The organism is Methylobacterium sp. 1A (genome assembly GCF_058072805.1).
The window spans coordinates 3,405,428-3,423,747 of record NZ_JBYQVE010000001.1 but is presented as its reverse complement, the minus strand read 5'-3'; the positions used below and the strand labels follow the sequence as shown (position 1 = coordinate 3,423,747).

Annotated in this window: 17 protein-coding genes; 9 read left to right on the top strand and 8 right to left on the bottom strand. The window is 66.1% G+C overall.

Annotated elements, in window-relative coordinates:
• Positions 1 to 248: 248 nt before the first annotated feature.
• Positions 249 to 1,043, bottom strand: coding sequence for a DUF502 domain-containing protein (locus ACX9MN_RS16680; protein ID WP_042672775.1), 795 nt, complete (start codon positions 1,041 to 1,043; stop codon positions 249 to 251).
• A 109-nt stretch (positions 1,044 to 1,152) separates the two neighbouring features.
• Complete coding sequence (locus tag ACX9MN_RS16675) at positions 1,153 to 2,088, bottom strand: sugar kinase (protein ID WP_489724957.1); 936 nt, start codon at positions 2,086 to 2,088, stop codon at positions 1,153 to 1,155.
• Between the two features lie 461 nt (positions 2,089 to 2,549).
• Here ACX9MN_RS16675 and ACX9MN_RS16670 point away from each other — a divergent pair, with 461 nt between their 5' ends.
• Entirely contained in the window at positions 2,550 to 2,720 is a 171-nt protein-coding gene (locus ACX9MN_RS16670; protein WP_489724956.1) for a hypothetical protein, read from the top strand.
• A gap of 140 nt (positions 2,721 to 2,860) precedes the next feature.
• On the top strand, positions 2,861 to 3,814 hold the full coding sequence (locus ACX9MN_RS16665) for a PAS domain-containing protein (protein ID WP_244491817.1): 954 nt from the start codon (positions 2,861 to 2,863) through the stop codon (positions 3,812 to 3,814).
• 221 nt (positions 3,815 to 4,035) lie between these two features.
• Here ACX9MN_RS16665 and ACX9MN_RS16660 read toward each other — a convergent pair whose 3' ends face one another.
• Positions 4,036 to 4,464, bottom strand: coding sequence for a Ros/MucR family transcriptional regulator (locus ACX9MN_RS16660; protein ID WP_020093268.1), 429 nt, complete (start codon positions 4,462 to 4,464; stop codon positions 4,036 to 4,038).
• 634 nt (positions 4,465 to 5,098) lie between these two features.
• Here ACX9MN_RS16660 and ACX9MN_RS16655 point away from each other — a divergent pair.
• Positions 5,099 to 6,520: an HdeD family acid-resistance protein gene (locus ACX9MN_RS16655; protein ID WP_489724955.1), complete on the top strand. Its 1,422-nt coding sequence runs from the start codon at positions 5,099 to 5,101 to the stop codon at positions 6,518 to 6,520.
• A gap of 49 nt (positions 6,521 to 6,569) precedes the next feature.
• On the opposite strand, the gene ACX9MN_RS16650 is transcribed toward ACX9MN_RS16655, so the two are convergent.
• On the bottom strand, positions 6,570 to 7,799 hold the full coding sequence (locus tag ACX9MN_RS16650; protein WP_020093266.1) for a serine hydrolase domain-containing protein: 1,230 nt from the start codon (positions 7,797 to 7,799) through the stop codon (positions 6,570 to 6,572).
• 337 nt (positions 7,800 to 8,136) lie between these two features.
• On the opposite strand from ACX9MN_RS16650, the gene ACX9MN_RS16645 reads away from it, so the two are divergent.
• The gene (locus ACX9MN_RS16645) at positions 8,137 to 8,463 is read left to right on the top strand and encodes a DMT family transporter (protein WP_020093265.1); all 327 of its coding nucleotides are present in this window, start codon (positions 8,137 to 8,139) and stop codon (positions 8,461 to 8,463) included.
• A 136-nt stretch (positions 8,464 to 8,599) separates the two neighbouring features.
• Complete coding sequence (locus ACX9MN_RS16640) at positions 8,600 to 9,217, top strand: cell wall hydrolase (protein WP_331298492.1); 618 nt, start codon at positions 8,600 to 8,602, stop codon at positions 9,215 to 9,217.
• A gap of 55 nt (positions 9,218 to 9,272) precedes the next feature.
• Here ACX9MN_RS16640 and ACX9MN_RS16635 read toward each other — a convergent pair whose 3' ends face one another.
• Positions 9,273 to 9,545: a hypothetical protein gene (locus tag ACX9MN_RS16635; RefSeq protein WP_489724954.1), complete on the bottom strand. Its 273-nt coding sequence runs from the start codon at positions 9,543 to 9,545 to the stop codon at positions 9,273 to 9,275.
• Between the two features lie 87 nt (positions 9,546 to 9,632).
• Between ACX9MN_RS16635 and ACX9MN_RS16630 the strand changes: the two genes are divergently transcribed.
• Together ACX9MN_RS16630 and ACX9MN_RS16625 are read left to right on the top strand one after the other, a co-directional pair.
• A complete protein-coding gene (locus ACX9MN_RS16630; RefSeq protein WP_489724953.1) occupies positions 9,633 to 9,824 on the top strand; it encodes a hypothetical protein in 192 nt (63 codons plus the stop codon).
• A gap of 198 nt (positions 9,825 to 10,022) precedes the next feature.
• A complete protein-coding gene (locus tag ACX9MN_RS16625; protein WP_042670689.1) occupies positions 10,023 to 10,430 on the top strand; it encodes a hypothetical protein in 408 nt (135 codons plus the stop codon).
• 236 nt (positions 10,431 to 10,666) lie between these two features.
• On the opposite strand, the gene ACX9MN_RS16620 is transcribed toward ACX9MN_RS16625, so the two are convergent.
• Genes ACX9MN_RS16620 through ACX9MN_RS16610 form a run of 3 tightly spaced genes read right to left on the bottom strand, consistent with a single transcriptional unit; the run spans position 10,667 to position 14,008 of the window.
• Positions 10,667 to 11,212, bottom strand: coding sequence for a transglycosylase SLT domain-containing protein (locus tag ACX9MN_RS16620; protein WP_132367638.1), 546 nt, complete (start codon positions 11,210 to 11,212; stop codon positions 10,667 to 10,669).
• Entirely contained in the window at positions 11,172 to 12,764 is a 1,593-nt protein-coding gene (locus ACX9MN_RS16615) for a flagellar hook-length control protein FliK (RefSeq protein ID WP_489724952.1), read from the bottom strand. Before ACX9MN_RS16615 ends, ACX9MN_RS16620 begins: the two co-directional genes overlap by 41 nt.
• The gene (locus ACX9MN_RS16610) at positions 12,761 to 14,008 is read right to left on the bottom strand and encodes a chemotaxis protein (RefSeq protein ID WP_489724951.1); all 1,248 of its coding nucleotides are present in this window, start codon (positions 14,006 to 14,008) and stop codon (positions 12,761 to 12,763) included. Before ACX9MN_RS16610 ends, ACX9MN_RS16615 begins: the two co-directional genes overlap by 4 nt.
• A gap of 316 nt (positions 14,009 to 14,324) precedes the next feature.
• Between ACX9MN_RS16610 and ACX9MN_RS16605 the strand changes: the two genes are divergently transcribed.
• Positions 14,325 to 15,329, top strand: a complete 1,005-nt coding sequence (locus tag ACX9MN_RS16605) for a tyrosine-type recombinase/integrase (RefSeq protein ID WP_489724950.1) — start codon at positions 14,325 to 14,327, stop codon at positions 15,327 to 15,329.
• Between the two features lie 1,010 nt (positions 15,330 to 16,339).
• Complete coding sequence (locus ACX9MN_RS16600; RefSeq protein WP_489724949.1) at positions 16,340 to 18,316, top strand: hypothetical protein; 1,977 nt, start codon at positions 16,340 to 16,342, stop codon at positions 18,314 to 18,316.
• The last annotated feature ends 4 nt before the right edge of the window (positions 18,317 to 18,320 follow it).

The following is an 18,320-nucleotide window of genomic DNA, read 5'->3' as shown; positions in this document are numbered from 1 at the left end:
CCACGGTCTCCCGCAAGCCGAGGAGCGGTGAGATCGGCGCGCAGGAGGCCTGGATCGCGCGCCGGCGCCTCGGGGACGGCCCCTTGAGCGGACCGGAGGTCGTCCCCGCTTCGACGGTTCCGGTCGACGCTGCCGTCATCGCGAGCGCAGCGCAGCGACCCGGGGCAGCGGGACATCCTGCACCGTGGCGCGACACGGGGTGGCTCAGGCCGCCGAGACGGCGACGAAGCCGGCGACCGGGCGCCGCATCACGCGTCCTGCGGCTCCCGGCGGGGCAGCGGTCCGCCGGCCTGCTGGGCCGTCCGCAAGGTGGCCGCCATGGCGTTGAGGCGGCCCTGCGGGTCCTCCGGCTGGATCACCCCGGCCGACATCACCAGCTTGGCGGCGTCGTCGACGCTGATGGCGAGCTCCACCACCTCCGCGCGCGGCAGGTAGAAGAAGAAGCCCGTGGTCGGGTTGGGCGCGCAGGGCAGGAAGACGCCGACGAGGTCGTCCGCCGGCGCCCCCCGGGCCCGCAGCGCCCCCTCGACCTCGTGGGCCGCCGGGGCGGACAGGAACACCACCGACCACGTGCCCTTCACGGGGAACTCCACGAGCCCCACCGTGCGGAACGAGGTGCCGTTGGCCGAGAACAGCGTCTCGAAGATCTGCCGCAGGCCCTTGTAGAGGCCGGAGATCACGGGGGTCCGCGCCAGCAGGACCTCGCCGAACTCGATCACCGAGCGTCCGACGAGGTTCGCCGTGAGGAAGCCTAGCAGGGTCACCGCCAGGAACGCGATCACCAGGCCGAGGCCCGGGATCGAGAACGGCAGGTAGTGGTCCGGCAGGTAGCTCGCCGGGACCAGCGGCTTCACGAACGAATCGATCAGCGCGATGAACCACCACGTGATGTAGGCCGTGATGGCGAGCGGGCCGGCGACGATGATGCCGGTGAGGAAATAGGTGCGCAGCCGGCCGCGCGCGCTGACCCGCGTCTTCGGGGTGCCGCCGCCCGCCGCGGCGTCGGGCTCGGGAACCTGGATCGGCGGGGGAATCGGCGCCACGGGTGCCCTCTCGGCCGCACCACGCGCGGCGATGACGCTGCGGGGCCGTCCCCCGCTGGCAGAGAGGTAGCGGTTGCGCTTGTCCGCCTCAAGGGCGGCCCCGCCTCCCTCAGGCGTCCGCACCCGGCGGTCGGGCGGCGGGGACCGGCATCGCGTCCCGGGGAATCACGGCGCCGCGATGCCCGATCACCGCCCCGGCCAGGCGGTGCGCCTCGGCGGCGGCGGCTTCCGGTGCCAGCCCGGCGATGCGCGCCGCGAGGTAGCCCGCCGCGAAACTGTCGCCCGCCGCCGTCGTGTCGACGACCCGCGCGGCCCGCCCGGCCGGCACCGCGGTGTCGGCCCGGCCGTGCAGCACCCGGGCGACGGGGCCGGATCCGTCCGAGGTCTTGAGCACGATCTCGGCCCGGCCGCGGTGGCGCAGCACCTCGTCCTCGCCCGCAGCGCCGAACAGCCAGTCCAGATCCTCGGCCGAGGCGAAGATCACGTCGGCCAGGTCCAGGGCCGCGCGGAAGGCCGCCCAGGCCTCGTCCCGGTCGGGCCAGCCGCGGGGACGGTAATTGGTGTCGAAGGCGACCTGCCCGCCCCGCTCCCGCAGGCGCGACAGCGTCTCGAACAGGGCGGCGCGCCCGGTCTCGCCGTAGAGCGACAGGCTGATGCCGGACAGGTAGACGAGGTCGTAGCGCTCCAGCTCCGCCTCCGTCTCGGCGGCGCCCGGCTCGGTGAAGAGGTCCCGGGCGGCGGCCCGGTCGCGCCAGTAGTGGAAGCTGCGCTCGCCGTCGGCATCCGTGCGGATGATGTAGAGGCCCGGCATCCGGCCCTGCAGGCGCCGGACCCGGTCGAGGCCGATGCCCTCGCGGCCCCAGGCCGCCGCCATCTCGTCGCTCCAGATGTCGTCGCCCAGCGCGGTCACGTAGTCCACCGCGACGCCGAGGCGCGCGAGGTAGAGCGCGGTGTTCAGCGTGTCGCCGCCGAACGCCCGGACCAGATTCCCGTCCGGGCGTTCGGACAGTTCGACCATGCACTCGCCGATGCAGGCGACCCTCATGCGGTTCCTCCCGGTGCGCGACCCCGTGTCCCCGCATTGTACGGCCCGGCCTGTCAATCGCCACCGGTCCCGACCTCGCCGCGCCGGCCGCGCTCGCGTGGCCCCGTCGCGCGCCCGTCTGAGGAGCCTCGACGATCCAAGGATCAGCGCGCCAGTCGTTCGATTTCGTGGGATGTGCATATCGATAATTTGGCAAACGTATTGTAATATTCGCACTATGACCGATTGTGCATGATATACAATCAATAGGATCCCCAATAAAATCTGTAATATGCGTGCATGACTCGTCATAGAATCTCGAGGTCGCGCTTTTATGAAGTTCGATTCAATGCCGGAGCGGAAAATCACCATTCTTAAACACCGAAGGTCAGAGAAGCTCCTTCGCGACAGGGGTCATTGTCGAGCGAGATCCGGTCGCGTTGCTGTCGTGACGGTGTGTGCCGAACGCGCGGAGGGGCGGGATGCGGTCGAGGATCCCGGAAACCTCCGTTCACGGCGCGGCAGGAACGAATCCGTTCGATCGGGAACAAATCGCCTCGGGCTGGAATGTCGATGCAAGATGTTTGTCGATCGCGGGCGCCATCTCGATGGAGATACGTGCCGGATCTGAAGAAATTCCGGATGAATGGTGAAGTGTTGTGCCGAAAAAATTCTCGTGGCCGAACGGCGGGAACGGTGATACGGTTCGAACGGTGCTGAGATGTTCCATACTGCTTTAAGCGCTCTGACTTTCTCGTCGGGAGAGTTCCTGACTCTCACGGAAAGTCGGGGCGTGAGTGGGGCCTGGAGCTGGATCTTCGCGGGCGAGGAGCAGGTCTGGTCGCCCGGGTTCTACCGGCTGCTCGGGCTCGTTCCGAACGCCGCGAAGGCGCGCTACGACCTGTTGCTGAGCCTGATCCATCCCGAGGACCGGCCTCTCATGCCGGCGCTGGCGGACATCCGGCAGGGGCACGTGCCCCGCGAGGTCATCGTCCGGGTGATCCGGACGAACGGCACGGTGCGCACGCTCTCGCTGACGATGGAGGTGCGCGTCTCGGCGGAGGGGCGGCCCGTCGCCCTCAGCGGCACGGCGCTCGACGTGAGCGACCGCGAACAGCTGGCGCGCCTGCGGCAGGAAGAGCGCCGCCGGCAGAGCGCGCTCTACCTCACGGAGCACATCACGACCTTCTCGATGGGGCTCGACCGCGTCCGGGACATCCCGTTCGCCGTCGCCCAGGTCCACGGGCTCCCGCTGGAGGAGATCTGCGCCGAGCCGTATATCCTGATCGTTCCCGAGGAGCGCGCGGGCTTCCGGGCAGCGGCCCTGGAGCAGATCGAGCGGCGGGCGTTCTTCCAGGGGGGCGCCCACGAGCGCCTCGCCAACGGTGAGCTCTGGCACTTCCGGATCCTCACGATGCCCGTCTGGGATCCGGACGGGACCTATCTGGGGCGCTGCGGGCTCAAATACCCCGTCCGCAACCACGCCCCGCCCCCCGGCGGCCTGCACGAGGGGCTGGAGCATTCCGTGAGCGGCCACCACCTGCGGGCCGCGCGGGCGCTCCTCGACTGGTCGATGATGGAGCTCGCTCAGGCGAGCGGCCTGTCGCATTCCACCGTGCGGCGTCTGGAAGAGGACAGCGAGCATCGGGGAAGCCGGTCCCGCCTGCACGCGGTCGAGGCGCTGCGCCGGGCGGGCGTCCGGTTCGTCCCCATCGATGACGGGACCCTGGCGGTCGCCCGGGTCTGAGCGGCCCGCGCGGCCGACGGGCGCTCGCGGGATCCGCCCTGCCCCGCCCCACCGGGTCATCGGGGTCGGTCTCCGCGCTGGCCCCCCCCCCGGGGCCCCCGACCCCAGCGCGGAGACCGGGACGGGCGGATCGGGCGATCCGCCGTCAGGCATTCCCGCGCCCGTGTCCCGCGGCGGCCCGGACGGGGCCGCCGATCCAGGGCGGTGCGGGCCTGGCCGCCTCAGGCCGCCTTGTGTCCGAGCTGGATCGCCTTGGCGATCTCCGAGCGCTTGGCGGCGTAGCCCGGGGCCACCATCGGGTAGTCGGCCGGCAGGCCGTACTTCGCCCGGTAACGCTCCGGCGTGAGGCCGTGCGCCGTGAGGTGACGCTTCAGGGTCTTGTAGGACCGGCCGTCGATGAAGCTGATCAGGCCGTCCTGCTGGATCGAAGCCTCGATCTGCGCCGCCGTCGGGCCGGTCCAGCCGGGACCGGATCCCGAGCCGCCGCCCTGCAGCACCGATATGGCCGTGTGCACCTGGTCGATCAGAACCGGCAGGTCGCCCACGCCCACCGCATTCCGAGACACGTAGGCCGCGACCAGTGATGCCGTGCACTTGATCAGGTCTGTGTTCAGGTCCGAGGTCTTTTCGTTCAGATCGATGGTGTTCATGAATCCCCCAGTACCGAAATTCGAGGCATGAAAACCGGCGCATCGATAAAGCTGAGGCTAGGATCAGATTTTACCGCCCAAGCATGCGCCGAATTGCTTCGAGTGTGCCAAGATTGGCGCGTAACTATACAAAAACTGTCTATTTTGTCTATACTTTATCTTAGGATGTTCTTTGAACATTTTCTGTTCTTGCGAGGCAACATGAGGTTGCCAGGCCAGCGGCGTCTCGCAAACAGTGCGCAGTTTCGGCCTCCGGTCTGGGAGGCTGTCCGCGATGACTGCGAACGGCCGCACGATGACGGGCTGTAGGGGCGCGAATCAGCGGCGGAGACAGGGACGGATCGCGGATGCCGCCCGGTTACGGGTCGATCGGACCGCGGCCCGCGTCCCTGCTGACCATCGGTCGGGCGGCGCGCGACGGGATCCCGGGGGCCGTGGCGCTTCTCCACGGCCTCTCCGCGGGCGCTGGCGCCGCGACCGGGCCGCGATTAACAAAGTTCTCAGGCAAGGCGTGGATCGTGCGCGCCGGGCGCGTCGCGAAACGCTCGCGCGTCGGGAGCCTCGTTCCGGCCGTGACGGCACGGCGGCATCCGTGCGAGAGGCCCGTCGACGCGCGCTATCGAGGGCGACCCCTATGTCCGGACCCTGTGCGACCACTATCCCGCGCGCGCTCTCCGCGCTCGAAGCGCCCGGACCGGGCGCCGCGGACGCGGTCGGCGGCCGGATGCCGCCCCTCTGGATGCTGCTCGTCGGCCGGGCCGCGGTCCGCCGTCACTGGCACCTCATCGCCGCCACCGGCCTGCTGTGGTCGTCGCTCGGCCTCCTGGTGGTGATCGATTCCCTCGACGGTGCGCTCCACGTCCCGGACCGGTGGTTCGGCCTGATCCTCCTGGCCGAGGGCGTGAGTTCCCTCCTCGTCGGCGCGTCCGCGATCGGCGCCGCGCGCCGCCTGCGCCTCGCCAAGGGCGCGCTGCTGTCGGTCATGGCCGTGCTGATCATGATGGCCACGAAGCACAGCACCTTCCTGCTCGCCATGATCTTCGGCGTCGCCTTCGTGGTCGACGGCCTCGTCCGGATCACGATCGCCGGCCTGCTGAAATTCGCTGGCTGGCGGATGTCGGTCGCCCTCGGCGGCCTCAGCATCGCCTTCGGCCTGTTCCATCTCCAGCCCTGGCCGACCTGGTACGCCGGCACGGTCGGCTACTGCATCGGCATGTTCCTGATCCTGAACGGCGCCAACCTCGCGCTGGTCGGGCTGCGCACCCGGCGCCTGGGCACCGCCGAGCCGGCCGTGTCGGTCGTGTCGGTCGGCGGCGACGAGCCCGGCAGCCTGACGGTCTATGTCTGGACGCCCACCGGGCAGGCGACCACCCCCGCCGGCCAGCGGCTGATCCGGCGCTACGTCGCCTCCGTCGACAAGGCCGGGCGCTTCTCCACCGGCCACGCGGCCCTGCAGCAGGGCGACGACCTCTACGTCAGCCACTACCCCGCGGTGGAGATCGACCGCTCCCCCGCCAACCTGCGCTCGAGCCTGCGCGCGGGCCCGGAGAACGACGTGCCCGGGCGCTTCCTGCCCTCGCACGCCGCGGAGGTGGCGGACTGGTGCCCCGCGACGGTGGCGGTGACGCTGAACGGCATCGACGCCGCCCGGCTGCGGGCGTTCTGGGCGCAGTACAGCCGCGACACCACCTACAACTTCATCAGCCGCAACTGCTCCACCACGGTGGCGCGGGCGCTGGACATCGCCGTGGAGGGCGCGTTCAGCCGCGGCGGGCATCCCTGGCGGCGGCTCGCGGCGGCGCTGACCACGCCGGAGTTCTGGGCGGCGGCCTTCCTGCGCAACGGGGCGCGGTCCATGACCTGGACCCCGGGCCTCGTGCTCGATTACACGCGGGCGCTGAGCGCCCTCGTGGATCCGGCCTCGCCGGTGCCGTCGATCGCCTGGAAGCGGGTCGGCTGGCGGCTCCTGCGCAACTGGCGGGCGCGGGACCTCGCGCCCCTGAGCCCGATCGCCCGGCATCCCTCCGTGCCGGGAGCCGGCCCGACAGAAGCCTGATCCCGACCTGATCCCGGCCCGATCGGGACTCGGGACCGCGGTCGCCCGCTCAGGGGTCCTTGCGGGCGGCGGGGCGGCCGGCGGCGAGGTCGCCCGCGATGGCCTGCATCACCGCCAGCGTGTCGACCTCGTCCTGCTCGGCGCCGTGGTCGCTGAGCTTCACGATCACCGTGCCGGTCGCGCGGTTCACGTAGATGTACTGGCCGTAGACGCCGATCGCCGAGATGTCGTCGTCCTCGCCGCCCGGGGCGTGCCACCACTGGGCCGAGTACTGCCAGCCGTCGACGTCGCGCCGGGCCGGCGTCATGATCCGCTCGATCCAGCGGCCCGGGATGATGCGGTGATCGCCCGACCGGCCCTGGTCGGCCACCAGAAGGCCGAGGCGGGCGAAGTCGCGGGCCGTCGCGTTGATGCAGCAGAACGCCTTCTCGATGCCGCCGGGCCGGTCGAGGTTCCAGGTGGCGTCGGCCTGGGCGCCCATCGGCTTCCAGATCCGCTCCGAGAGGATGTCGGCCAGCGGCTTGCCCTCGACCCGGGCGAGGATCAGGCCGAGCAGCTCGGTGTCGATGCTGCGGTAGCGGCCCTTGGTGCCGGGCTTGAACGCCAGGTGGGCGTTGTCGCGCACGAAGGCCGTGAGATCGCGCGTCAGGTACATGCCGGCGGTGCCGGTCAGGGGATGCCGGGGGTCGTAGTTCTCCGGCACGGCGATGCCGCTCGCCATGTCGAGGAGGTTGCGCACGGTGATCTGGCCGAAGACCGCGCCGTTCCGCAGCTCGGGCAGGAGGGTGGAGACCCGGTCGGTCTCGGCGAGCTGACCCCGCGCCACCGCGGCGCCGACCAGCAGCGAGACGATGGACTTCGCCACCGACCACGAGGGGAACAGCGTCTCCGGTCCGGTGCCCGCGCGCTGCCACTCGTGGATCAGGACGCCGTCCTGCAGCACCAGGAACGCGTTGGTGTGGGTCGCCTCCAGCACCGTCATCAGCGGGACCGTCTTCCCCTTCCAGGGGACGCGGTCGAGGATCGGGCGCGGCCGCGCCGGCAGGTCGCTCGCCCGGGCCGGGGCCTGGACGATCCGGCTCGGGAACCACGTGCCCACCGACGACGGCTCGATGACCGCGAGCGCCGTCAGGGTGACGGGATCGGGGACGTTGATCAGCGCGGCCGCGGTCCAGGCGCAGCCCGCGATCGCGGCGCCGCCCGCCGCGGCGATCGCGCCCCAGCGGCGGCCCCGGCGCGCGCGGGCCGGAGAATCCGGGATCGCCAAGGACGCGGTCATGCTGGATCTGTGTCGCTCTGGATCGTCGCTGTCGCGCGGCCGGCCCCGGGGCGGGACGGCGCGCGGTCACCATGATCAGCAGGCCTTAACGAAAGCCCCAATCGGCCCCGGCGCCGGGCCGGTCCGTCGCCCGCGAAGCGGCGAGCCGCCGGTTCGGAAATGTTCACGGATCTGTGGCCTTGTGTCCGGCGGCCGCCGACGTCCCGCGGCCGTTTCGACGCGGATCCGGGCCGGCCCAGCGCCGCCCCGTCCGCGCGGGCGTCCGATTCGAACCTGGTTCTACACGCCTCGACCGCCCGACTCACCCAGCCCGCGCAGCCCGAAAGTCCGCCGTGCCATGAATCCGTACCTGATCCTCGGGCTCGCCATCGGCGCGGAGGTGACCGCCACCCTGGCGCTGAAGGCCGCCGACGGCCTCACCCGCCCGGGGCCGACGGTGATCGTGGCGCTCGGTTACGGCACCGCCCTGTGGCTGATGTCGACCAGCATGGACATGCTGCCGATCGGCGTGGTCTACGCGATCTGGTCGGGGATCGGCATGATCGGCGCGGCGCTCGGCGGCGCGTGGCTGTACGGCGAGGCGCTCAACCCGACGATGCTGGTGGGCATCGGGGTGATCGCCCTGGGCGTGACCGTCCTGGCCGCGGGTCAGGGCCAGCACTGAGGCTCCCGGTCCGGTCCCGAAACGGGACAGCCTCGCCACATCCTCGCCGCGAACGTGCCGTCAAGCTTGGCCTTCGTCCGGTCGGAGCGGAACACCGCCCGGCTGGTCAGGCTGGAGGAGCACGGAGCGCGGATGCATGCGGGGTAGCGAGAGGACGAAGGTCGGTCCTGCACTGATCGTTCTGGCGGCGGCCGGCGGCCTGGGGGCCTGCAACACCGCGTCGCCGGTGCTCACGACGGGATCGATCCCCGACCGCAAGCCGCCGATGGTCGTCAGCGACGCCGAGCGCGATTGTCTGGGCCGCGCCATGTACTTCGAGTCGAACAGGAGCGACAGCGACGGGCTGGTCGCCGTCGGCACGGTCGTGATGAACCGGCTCGAGAACGCGATCTTCCCGGGCGGCATCTGCGCGGTGGTCGGGCAGCCGGGCCAGTTCGCGCCGGGCGTCCTCACCAAGCCGATGCAGGAGAAGGACCTGCAGAAGGTCGCCGACGCCGCCGACGCCGTCCTGGCCGGCGAGCGGCACCCGAAGGTCGGGAAGGCGATGTTCTTCCACACCGCGGGCCACCGCTTCCCCTACACGAACATGCACTACGTGGCCGTCGCCGGCGGCAACGCCTTCTACGAGAAGCGCGACAGGCGAACGGCCAAGCTGGAGAAGCCGGCTCAGCAGGACAGGCCGGCCACGCCCGCCCTGCCCGCGACGGCCCTGACCTTCGCGGCCGTACCCGCGCCGCCCGCCGCGGGCCCCTGATCGAGACGGCCCGATCCGACAGCCGCGTCCCGGATCTGCGCGCGGTGAGCTCCGGTCAGCCGGCCGCCGCGTCCTCCGCGCGGCTCGCCCGCAGGGTTCGGGCCTCCTGCCGGGCGGCGGCCAGCACCCGCTCCCGGCGCACCGGCTCCCGCAGCGATTCCCACAGACGGAGCAGCTCCAGCGTCGGCAGCGCGTCGCAATCCGGCGACGCGTCCCCGGATGTGCGCCCGGTCGCCGGCGCGCATTCGGCGAAGAAGATCTCGACCGGGCTCCCCAGGGCCTCGGCCAGTCTCCCCAGGAGCGCGTCGGCCTGGATGGTCGGGATCATGGGAAATCCTGTTTCTGCGCGGGCGGTCGAACCGGATCCTTACCTTTAAGTTGTATGCTCGGCATTCAACCAGGTTACTGCACCGCCATGTCCGACGACGACGGTTTTGACCGCATGGTGGAGACGACGATCCTGGCCCATCAACTCGTGGTCGCGCACGGCACGGCGACGATGCAGCTCCTGTCCCGATTGCTGCTCATGGAGATCGGTACGGAGATCGCGGCGCGGCGCGATCCCGATCCGGCCGCCAACGACAATCCGGACGCCCTGGAGGATTAGAGCGCGCTTCGCCGGCATTCCGGTCGGATCGGGTCCCGGCGGAAGGGCCGGCCTGGCCCGTAATCCTTGGCGCGATGCAATGGAGCGGGCGGCAAATCTGTTGATCGGCCCATGGATCCGAGCAGGCGGCATTTACAAGGATGGATAACGGTCTAGCTTCTGGGTAGAAACTACCCACGAATCACGGATCCCTCGCCGATGATCGCCGAACGGGTAGCGCTCGCTGGTGCGCTCCTCCTGCTGAGCATCACGCCCGCGGTCCCCCAGCTGCGCCGTCCGATGACGTGTACGGTGGAGGCGTCGACCAGTCTCGATGTCGCCGCACCCGAAGGCGCCAAACCGCAATCCCAGAAGGCCCGGACATTCTCGCTGGTCTCCAGCGGCGGCCTGCTGACCGTGATCTCGGCCGGGCGCTCCGACTATTACGAGTGCCAGACGGCCTCACCGCGGCTGAACGAGCGCACGCCGCGCAACGCGATCAAGTGTCAGAACGGCGTCTACTTCCTTCTGATCGACCTCAACAAGATGAACTTCGTCGAGGCGCAGCTCAATCCCGAGGAGCGCAACGACGTCAAGGTCAGCTACGGGAATTGTCGGACCCTGTAGGTGCGTCGCCGGGCAACCTAGTCCATGTGGATCAGGACGTACGCGGCGGCGGCAACGGCCGTGAGGGTGAGGACCACCAGCAGCGCCGTTTTCCCGGGCGGTCCTTCCGGCGGGTCTGGGGCGTCGGTCATGCGGCTCCTCCGGGCCGGTGACGGGGCCTCTGCCGAAAGGGCCCGGTCCTTCGGTTGGTTCCCTGACCGGGCCCGGTCCGCATTCTTCCGCCCCGGCCGGGACGATCACCGGCAGAAATGCGCCGCGGCCGGCGTCCACTGGCCGAAGCCCGTGGCGACCATGTTGGCCACGACCCGGCAGATGTAGATCTTCTGCGCGGCGTTGTTGTGCGGGCCGGCATGATAGCGCGCCACGGCCATCGTCCAGCTGCCTTCCCGCCGCTTCAGATCCCGGAGAAATTGCGTCGCGTAGTCCACGTTCGCGCGCGGGTCGATCATGGCCTCGACCGAGGCGAACTTTTCGCCGTGATAGTGGTGGTTGATCTGCATGCAGCCGAGATCGATCAGGCGCGCGCCCCGGCGGCGCGCCGCGGCGAAGTGGGCCAGCACGTCCTGGGGCCCGGTCGCGAAATAGGCCGCCCCTTCGATGTTCATGGCGTAGGGCTGGAGCGAGCCGCGCTTACCCGTCTCCGTGAGGCCGACCGCGTAGAGCACGCCGAGGGGCACGCCGTAACGGGCCGCGGCACGGCTCATCTCGGCCTCGCACACGGTCCCGGCGACCGGGGCGGCGCTACAGATAAACGCCGCCGTCGCGAGGACGTACCGTCTCATCTGTCCGCTCCCCGTCGCGCCTGCCGAGCGTCGGCCGCTGCGCCGCGCGCTGGTCTGCCTGCCGCTGCCCGTCCCCGCCGTGACCCGGCCGGGCGCCGCCGTCGGTGAGCCCGGATTGGCCCTGGGACGGTGATCCTCCCGCGGAGAACCCGGCGTCGCCGGGGCGAACCGGCTCGACAATGATCTCGGGCCGGTAATGCGCGTGCTTGAGCAGTTCGGTGAGGATCGCCGAATCCCGCTGCAGCATCGCCGCCGTCTCGGGACGCGCGGCGCGCAGATGGGTCTCGAGCTGACCGTCGACGAGCCGCAATTCCACCGTGACGATCCCGAGGCTCTCCGGCCGGAGCTGGATCTTGAGCACCCGGAGCGGCCCGTCCTGAGCCGCGGGGATCGCCGGATCGGCGCCGACGCGACGCTCCGGTCCGGCCGCGGTCGCGCGCTCGATCTCCTCCGTGATGGCCGCCGCGATCGTCGGCAGGACGGCGGCGAGTTGGGCCGGCTCGGTCCCGGATCCGTTGCCGGGACCCGGGATGGGGACGCCCGGCGGCCCCTGCCGGCCGGTGGGGGCGAGGAGGAGTCCGGCGATGCCGGAGCGGGAACGGTTGTCCTCGCGTGCCGTGAGCCCCCCCGGCCCATCGATCCCCGTCGCGGTGCGGGCCGACGCATCAGCGCGGGCCGACGCATCGCCGGCTCGAGGCTCGGGATCGGTCGCGAGGGCGACCGTCGCCTTCGGCGGCGCTGCGTTCACCTTCCCGGCGACCGTCCCGGCGATCTGGGTGGCGACATGCGCGGCAATCTGGGTGGCGACTTGCGCGGCAATCTGGGCGGCGATCTGGGCGGCCGGCGCGATCGGAGCGGGATCGGGCCCGGCGACGGCCGGAGCCACCGGTCCGGGGCGGACGGGTCGAGGCTGAGCGTCCGCCGCGTTCGGGACGGCCGGCAACGCGGACGTTGCCGCTGCGGCGGCCGGGAGGGCGTGGCGGGCCGCCTCGGGCAGGATGGGCTTGAAGTGAACCGCCCGGTCGAGGACCTCGACCTGCGGGGGGCCGCCCTGCAGCAGGGTGCCCGGGCTCGGCCCGGCGCGCGGCGACGCGTCCGCGCGGGCCGCCTCGAGATTTCCCACGAGGCTGATCTCCGGGGCCGCGTCGGGGCCCGCCGGGGATGCGGCGGATGGGGCCGGTCCCGGAGCACCGGTCCCGTGGCCCGCGGGCAGTTCCGGACGGGCCGACAGGACGGCGGCGCTCAGGATCTCGGCGAGCGCCGCGGCGGCGCTGCCGGGATCGCCCGGTGACGGCGGCGGCGCGGGCGATGCGCCGGCTTCGGGCCGCCGATCCTCCCCGGTCGCGCCCTCCGGTTCGTCCATCTCACCCCCGTCGGTCTCGGGTCGGGCGGCGGGCGTTCCCCCCGAGACCGCGCGCAGGACCAGGTCGAAGGCGCCCCGCACCGCCGGATCCGGCCGCGCCTGAAGGTCGGCCGCCGGATGCGGGGACGGTGCGACATCCCGATCGGGTTTGGGGACGGGTTTCTGGACCGCGGTGGAGATCGTGTTCACGGGGTCGCCTTGCTGAGCATCAGATCGATCCGGTCGATCGTGGCCTGCGCCTTCGGGATCAGGCTCGCGGGCCCGTCGGCGGGATCCGGCGCCGCCCGCGCCGGCTTCGCGGCGGCGTCGGCCTCCGGCAGGCCGGGCCGGCCGGCGAGCCCGCGTCCGATCGCCTCGGCGGTCGACAGGGCCGTCTCGAGGAGGGGCAGGTCGCGGGCCGTGAGCTTGGCCCTGTCGAGCGATCTCAGCGTCCGCGACCCGGACTGGAACGTCGCCAGGCTCACGATCTCGGCGGCAGCCCGGTAGAGCTGGCCCCGGGTCGCCTCCGCGCTTCCGGGCGCGCACAGCGCGAGGGCCTTCTCGCTGGCGCGGAGCGCCGCGGCCGTCTGACCCGCCTGGATCGCCGTCTGGGCGACCACCAGATACAGGTCGCGCCGGCTCTCGGGACCGAGCTCGTCCAGGATCCTGTTGAGGGTCGCGAAGCGCTCCGCGTCGTGGCCGATATCGAACTGCGTCAGCTGATAGGCCAGTCGCTGCCGGAAGTTGCCCGCGTAGATCGAGTGCGGGAAGCGGCGCAGGTACTGGATCGCCAGCGCCTCGAACGTCTTCAGGTCGCCGATCTGACCGAGGGTGAAGATCTCGCGGCGCAGGGCGCCCTCCTCGGTCAGCGTGCCCGGCAGCAGCACCCGGACGCGGTCGAGCAGGGCGATCGCCCGGATCGGCTGGTCGGGCACGGCGAGCGACGCCTGCGTCAGGCCGATGGCGCCCGCGAGCGTCGGCGGCAGATCCGTCGTGTCGACGTCCTGGAGCAGGCGCCGCGCCTCGGCCTCCCGCCCCTCGACATAGGCGAGCGCCCCGCGCGCGAGCGTCGCTTCGGGCTCGCCGAGGCCGTCCTGCGCCGTCAGCCGGCGCAGGACGGAAGGACCGCCGCCGCTGAGGGCGAACGTGATCGCGGCCCGGATATTGCTCCGGCGGCCCCAGATCTCGGGCGGGACGGCCAGGAGATCCGCGTTGATCCGGGCGATCAGCAGCGGCTGGCTCTCGTGGGCGGCCCGGGAGCCGGCGGCGACCCGATCCTGCAGCAACTGGAGCGTGCGCACCCACTGCACCGGATCGCCCGTCGGCGCCTGCGGCTCTGCGGCCGGGGCGGCGGGAGGGCCGCCCGCCGGTTCCGCGGCGACGGGGGCGGCCCTCCCCGCGATGAGCAGGCCGAGGGCGGCCGCCACGATCCGCCCGGTCCGGGACACCTTCATCCTGGAGATCCCTGCAGGAGAATCTCGATCCGCCGGTTCTCCGGAGCCTTCGGATCCGCGGCGTTGCGCGGCGTCCGGTCCGCGGCGCCCTCGACGCGCCAGATCCGCGCTTCGTCGATCCCGGCCCGGGTGAGCATGTACGCTGCGATACTAGGTCCACACTAGGCAATCGCGCTGCTATGCATCCAATCCACTCCAGTCGATGGTAAAATCGTTGTAAAACAATGGCTTAACTGTCGACCAAGAACCATCGATCTCTATCGGAAAACCCTGATCCGCGCGTTTGGGCACAACTTCGGGCACATTGAGGATCAAGATGGCTACCATCAGGAAAAGGAATGGGAAGTTCCAAGTCCAAATACGTGTGAAAGGAACTCAGTCGATAACACGAACATTTCGAACGAAATCGGAAGCAATAACATGGTCTAGAGCTACCGAGTCCGACAGATATCGCAATCCAGTAGCGCGAAACCAGGCGCCATTCAGCAAAGAGACCTTTGGAACCTTACTTGAACGGTACTACGTCGAGGTTCTATCGAAAAGGCATTGGTATAGGAGGGAGTGTTCGATACTTAGACGATTTCAAAGATCAGACCTGTACAACATAAAGATCAACGATCTAACCGAAGGAGATGTCGCTCGCTACAGAGATAAAAGACTGACGATTGTTAAGCCTGCCACGGTTGTAAGAGAGCTATGTATTGGTTCGCACTGTTTGACTATTGCCCAAAGCGAATGGGGCGTCAGTCTGACTGCTAATGCCTTCAAATCTGTACGGAAACCGAAGATTCGAAACAGTAGAGAGCGACGTATCTCAAAAGACAAATGGGACCGAATCGTTGAAACTGATGGCCGCAGGGGCTTACGATCGATGCGATATATCATCGAGTTGGCCGTCGAAACTGCAATGAGGAAAGGCGAGCTTCTCAGAGCGGAATGGAAAGATCTTGATTTGGAGCAGTCTACACTTCACATCCCTAAGACGAAGAACGACTATCCGAGAACGATTCCACTCACACCAAAAGCAATTGGAATAATAAGATCAATCGAAAGACGAGATGGCGTGGATACCATCATACCCATCAACTACTACACTTTGAGTTCTTGGTGGGCCGAGTTGCTTAAGGCTACCGGGATCAATAACCTGCGATGGCATGATCTGCGGCATGAAGGTATTTCTAGACATTTCGAATATGGGCTTAGTGTTCCCGAAGTTGCGATGATATCAGGACACCGTGACTATCGAATGCTGAGAAGATACACGCACATCCATCCTACAACAGTCGCAAATAAACTTGCCGCGATTTTCAATAATAGTTGATGATTGAATGCGCGGCAGGGGAGAACCAACTAATCTCCTGCCGGGCGTTCTCGCTGTTGTTCGAATAGGGGCTGGTTCAGGCGTGGTGAATCGAACCCCCGATGAACGGCTATTTCACCGTCATATTACCAGTAGTCTCAGGGCAGACGACTTGAGAAAGATAATCCTAGAGACCGTATGTGTGAGAGTTTGGTGTGATCGTCAAGGGTAACCTATGGCTATCGTCCGATCTGGCCTTCTCGGATCCAGCGCAGCCTGAACAAGCCGCGGTCGCCTCACAATCCCCACAGCAAGGTTCAGTGAAGCAGGGGCATACAACAGTTATATCGACAGCCCTCTACGACTTCTGACTGATTTAGAAATAACAGTTGTTCAAAACAAAAATCTAGCGTTGATTAAACAGTACCTTGAATAGGGTTTACAACTTAATAACATTGGTCTATAAGATGGCATGCCGCGCCAACTTACGGCGGGTATATTCACAGCCTCAAGCTTGATTGGGGCTCCCTCTCCAAACTGTCGCTCAATCATCATGCTCCGATCTAGGCGGGGCCATCATTTTGCGCGCACTCAATCAATATAGGAAGTAAACATTGTTAGAAGTATTACTATCATCTACAGCCATGGGTAGTGGAAAAACAGAGTCAACCATCCGCCAACTGATCAAACTGATACGGAATGGCGAGAACTGCATACTCACTTTACCAACAATCGATCTCAGTAATCAGATACTTAGAGCCATTATTTTACTTGCGCCGGACATACACGTCGAGGTCATCAACGGGGAGAAATATCCGAACCGCTCAGTGTTTCGATTATCCGAGCATCTTAGACGACCGCCAGATCACCCGCACCTAGTTATCACCACGTGGGAATCCTTCGTAAGGCTCCCGCGCTTATTCAACCAAGACAAGTTCCACCTTAAGATCGACGAGGTTCCTAAGGCGTTCAAGTCGTTCAGTGCGCGGCTACCACGGAATCACACGCGCCTAACAGAGACGATTAGAATAGTGCCTCAGGGATCATCCTACGGGGAGATCACAGTCATCGACAAAGGTTCCATACGCGCAATAGCTGAAAACCAAAACATTGATGCTATTGATACAATCTTTCAACCGTGTGCGCTGAACATATTGGACTCTAAGTTCAAGACCTTTGTGAACATAGAGCAGCATCAAGGACTACTCAGAGGGAGCGCGGATGAGCCGTTTTTGAGGACATTCTCGCTACTGATGCCTGATGTCTTCATGGGCTTCCGGTCAGTGTCGATCCTTGGGGCTAGAGCTAACGAAAGTATGTTGTTCAAGTGGTTTGATCGATGCGGCGTCAGGTTCAAAGACGACGAAGAAATCCTGTCTACGTTACGTTACAGAGAGCAGCCAAACGGTGACCTGATAGACTTCTATTATCTTTCTGAAACAAATTGGTCGCTCTATACGCAAGAACAACACCCTGAACTAAGGAATGTCTTTGTCGCTGGTGCCATAAAGCATCTCGGCAATCAACCGTTCTGCTGGATTGATAATGTTGAGTTTGAGTCTAGCAGTCCATTCGGGTCAATGCCTAACGGTCTGAAACTACCGCACGGCTCGCATGGTCGCAACGACTTCCAGCATCTACATAATCTTGTTGTGCTTACGGCATTCAATCTCCCACCGCCCGAGAGTCTGTTCTTGGAAGGTGTGGCCGGCATTTCGAAGCATGAACAGAAGATCGCGCATGATTTCCACAACACCATGCAGACCATTGGGCGCATCTCTGTCCGTGATCCGAATAACAGAAATAGGAAGACAGTTATTCTGTCCGACCGACCGAATGCGGAATGGCAATCACAGGTCTTTGTTGGTTCTCGGGTCCATTCAATGAACTTAGATCACAGAAAACCCAAGAAACCGGGACCATTCAGGAAATACGAGAACAGCATGGAACGACAGAGAGCTAAGAGGCTGAGGGACAAGGAGGAACAAGATCGACTGGTAGAGAAGCACGATTTGGGCGCTGAACGCATCTTAGAAGCCGGATTTCATATGTCGTGTCACAAGTTCTCCTACAACACTTTAAGTGAATCTGTGACAACATACCAAGGATCTATAGTTAACGGCACATTCGAAGGTATGTCATTCCCCATCACTATGAGCACTCGGGATTTCGGCATCTATATGAGTGGATTGCACAAAAGGACCTATCCGACCAAGGAGGCGAACCAACTCATCATGCCCGGCCTATGTATAACAGTTCCAGGAGTGGATACGGACAGGGGTGTGGAGAACGCACTATTTGGGCGTCACATCTATCTCGATATTGATGGAGGAAATCTAAGGCACCTTCGTTTAAGTCGAATGTTCCCGCACATAGAGATGATTGTCTATAGCTCATTCAATCATACCGAAGAGTCGCCTAGGTATAGAGTAGTATTTTTAACCGAAGGATTGGTTTCTCCGTCAACCTATAAGTTTATGTGGCGGCAGATTGTCCAGAAGATCGAGAACTCGGGGTATCTTGGTAACAACAGTTATCGACCGAAGGGCGAGCGCAAGCTTCACGGTATCGATAACAAGCCGAACATCGTGAATCTGTTCTACCTACCTTGCCAGCCCAAGATCGGAAAAGGCTTCTACTTCCACTACAAGAAGAATCGGCGACCAATCTGCGTCAGCGAATGGATCAACAATGCGATATGCACTCGGTTCGACGATGATGAGTTTGAGGAGATTATAACAGTTACAGAGCTTGAACGGGAGGTTTCTGAGTCTACTCCGCTGATTGAGGCGGCTATGGGACGATATCGGAAGTTCATTAATAGCATTGATCCCGCAACAGGGGAACTTGGTAGTAGCAATAAGGCTCTATTCGTTCTCAATCAATCACTAAAGCGCGCCAACGTTGAGTCATACGAACGAGGCGCGGCTCTTACACTTGCTGCAAGAGAGAGTAGATCGCCGCACGACCGACTCAGAGACATGGAGCGTTACATGAAGCGCCGTTGAAATA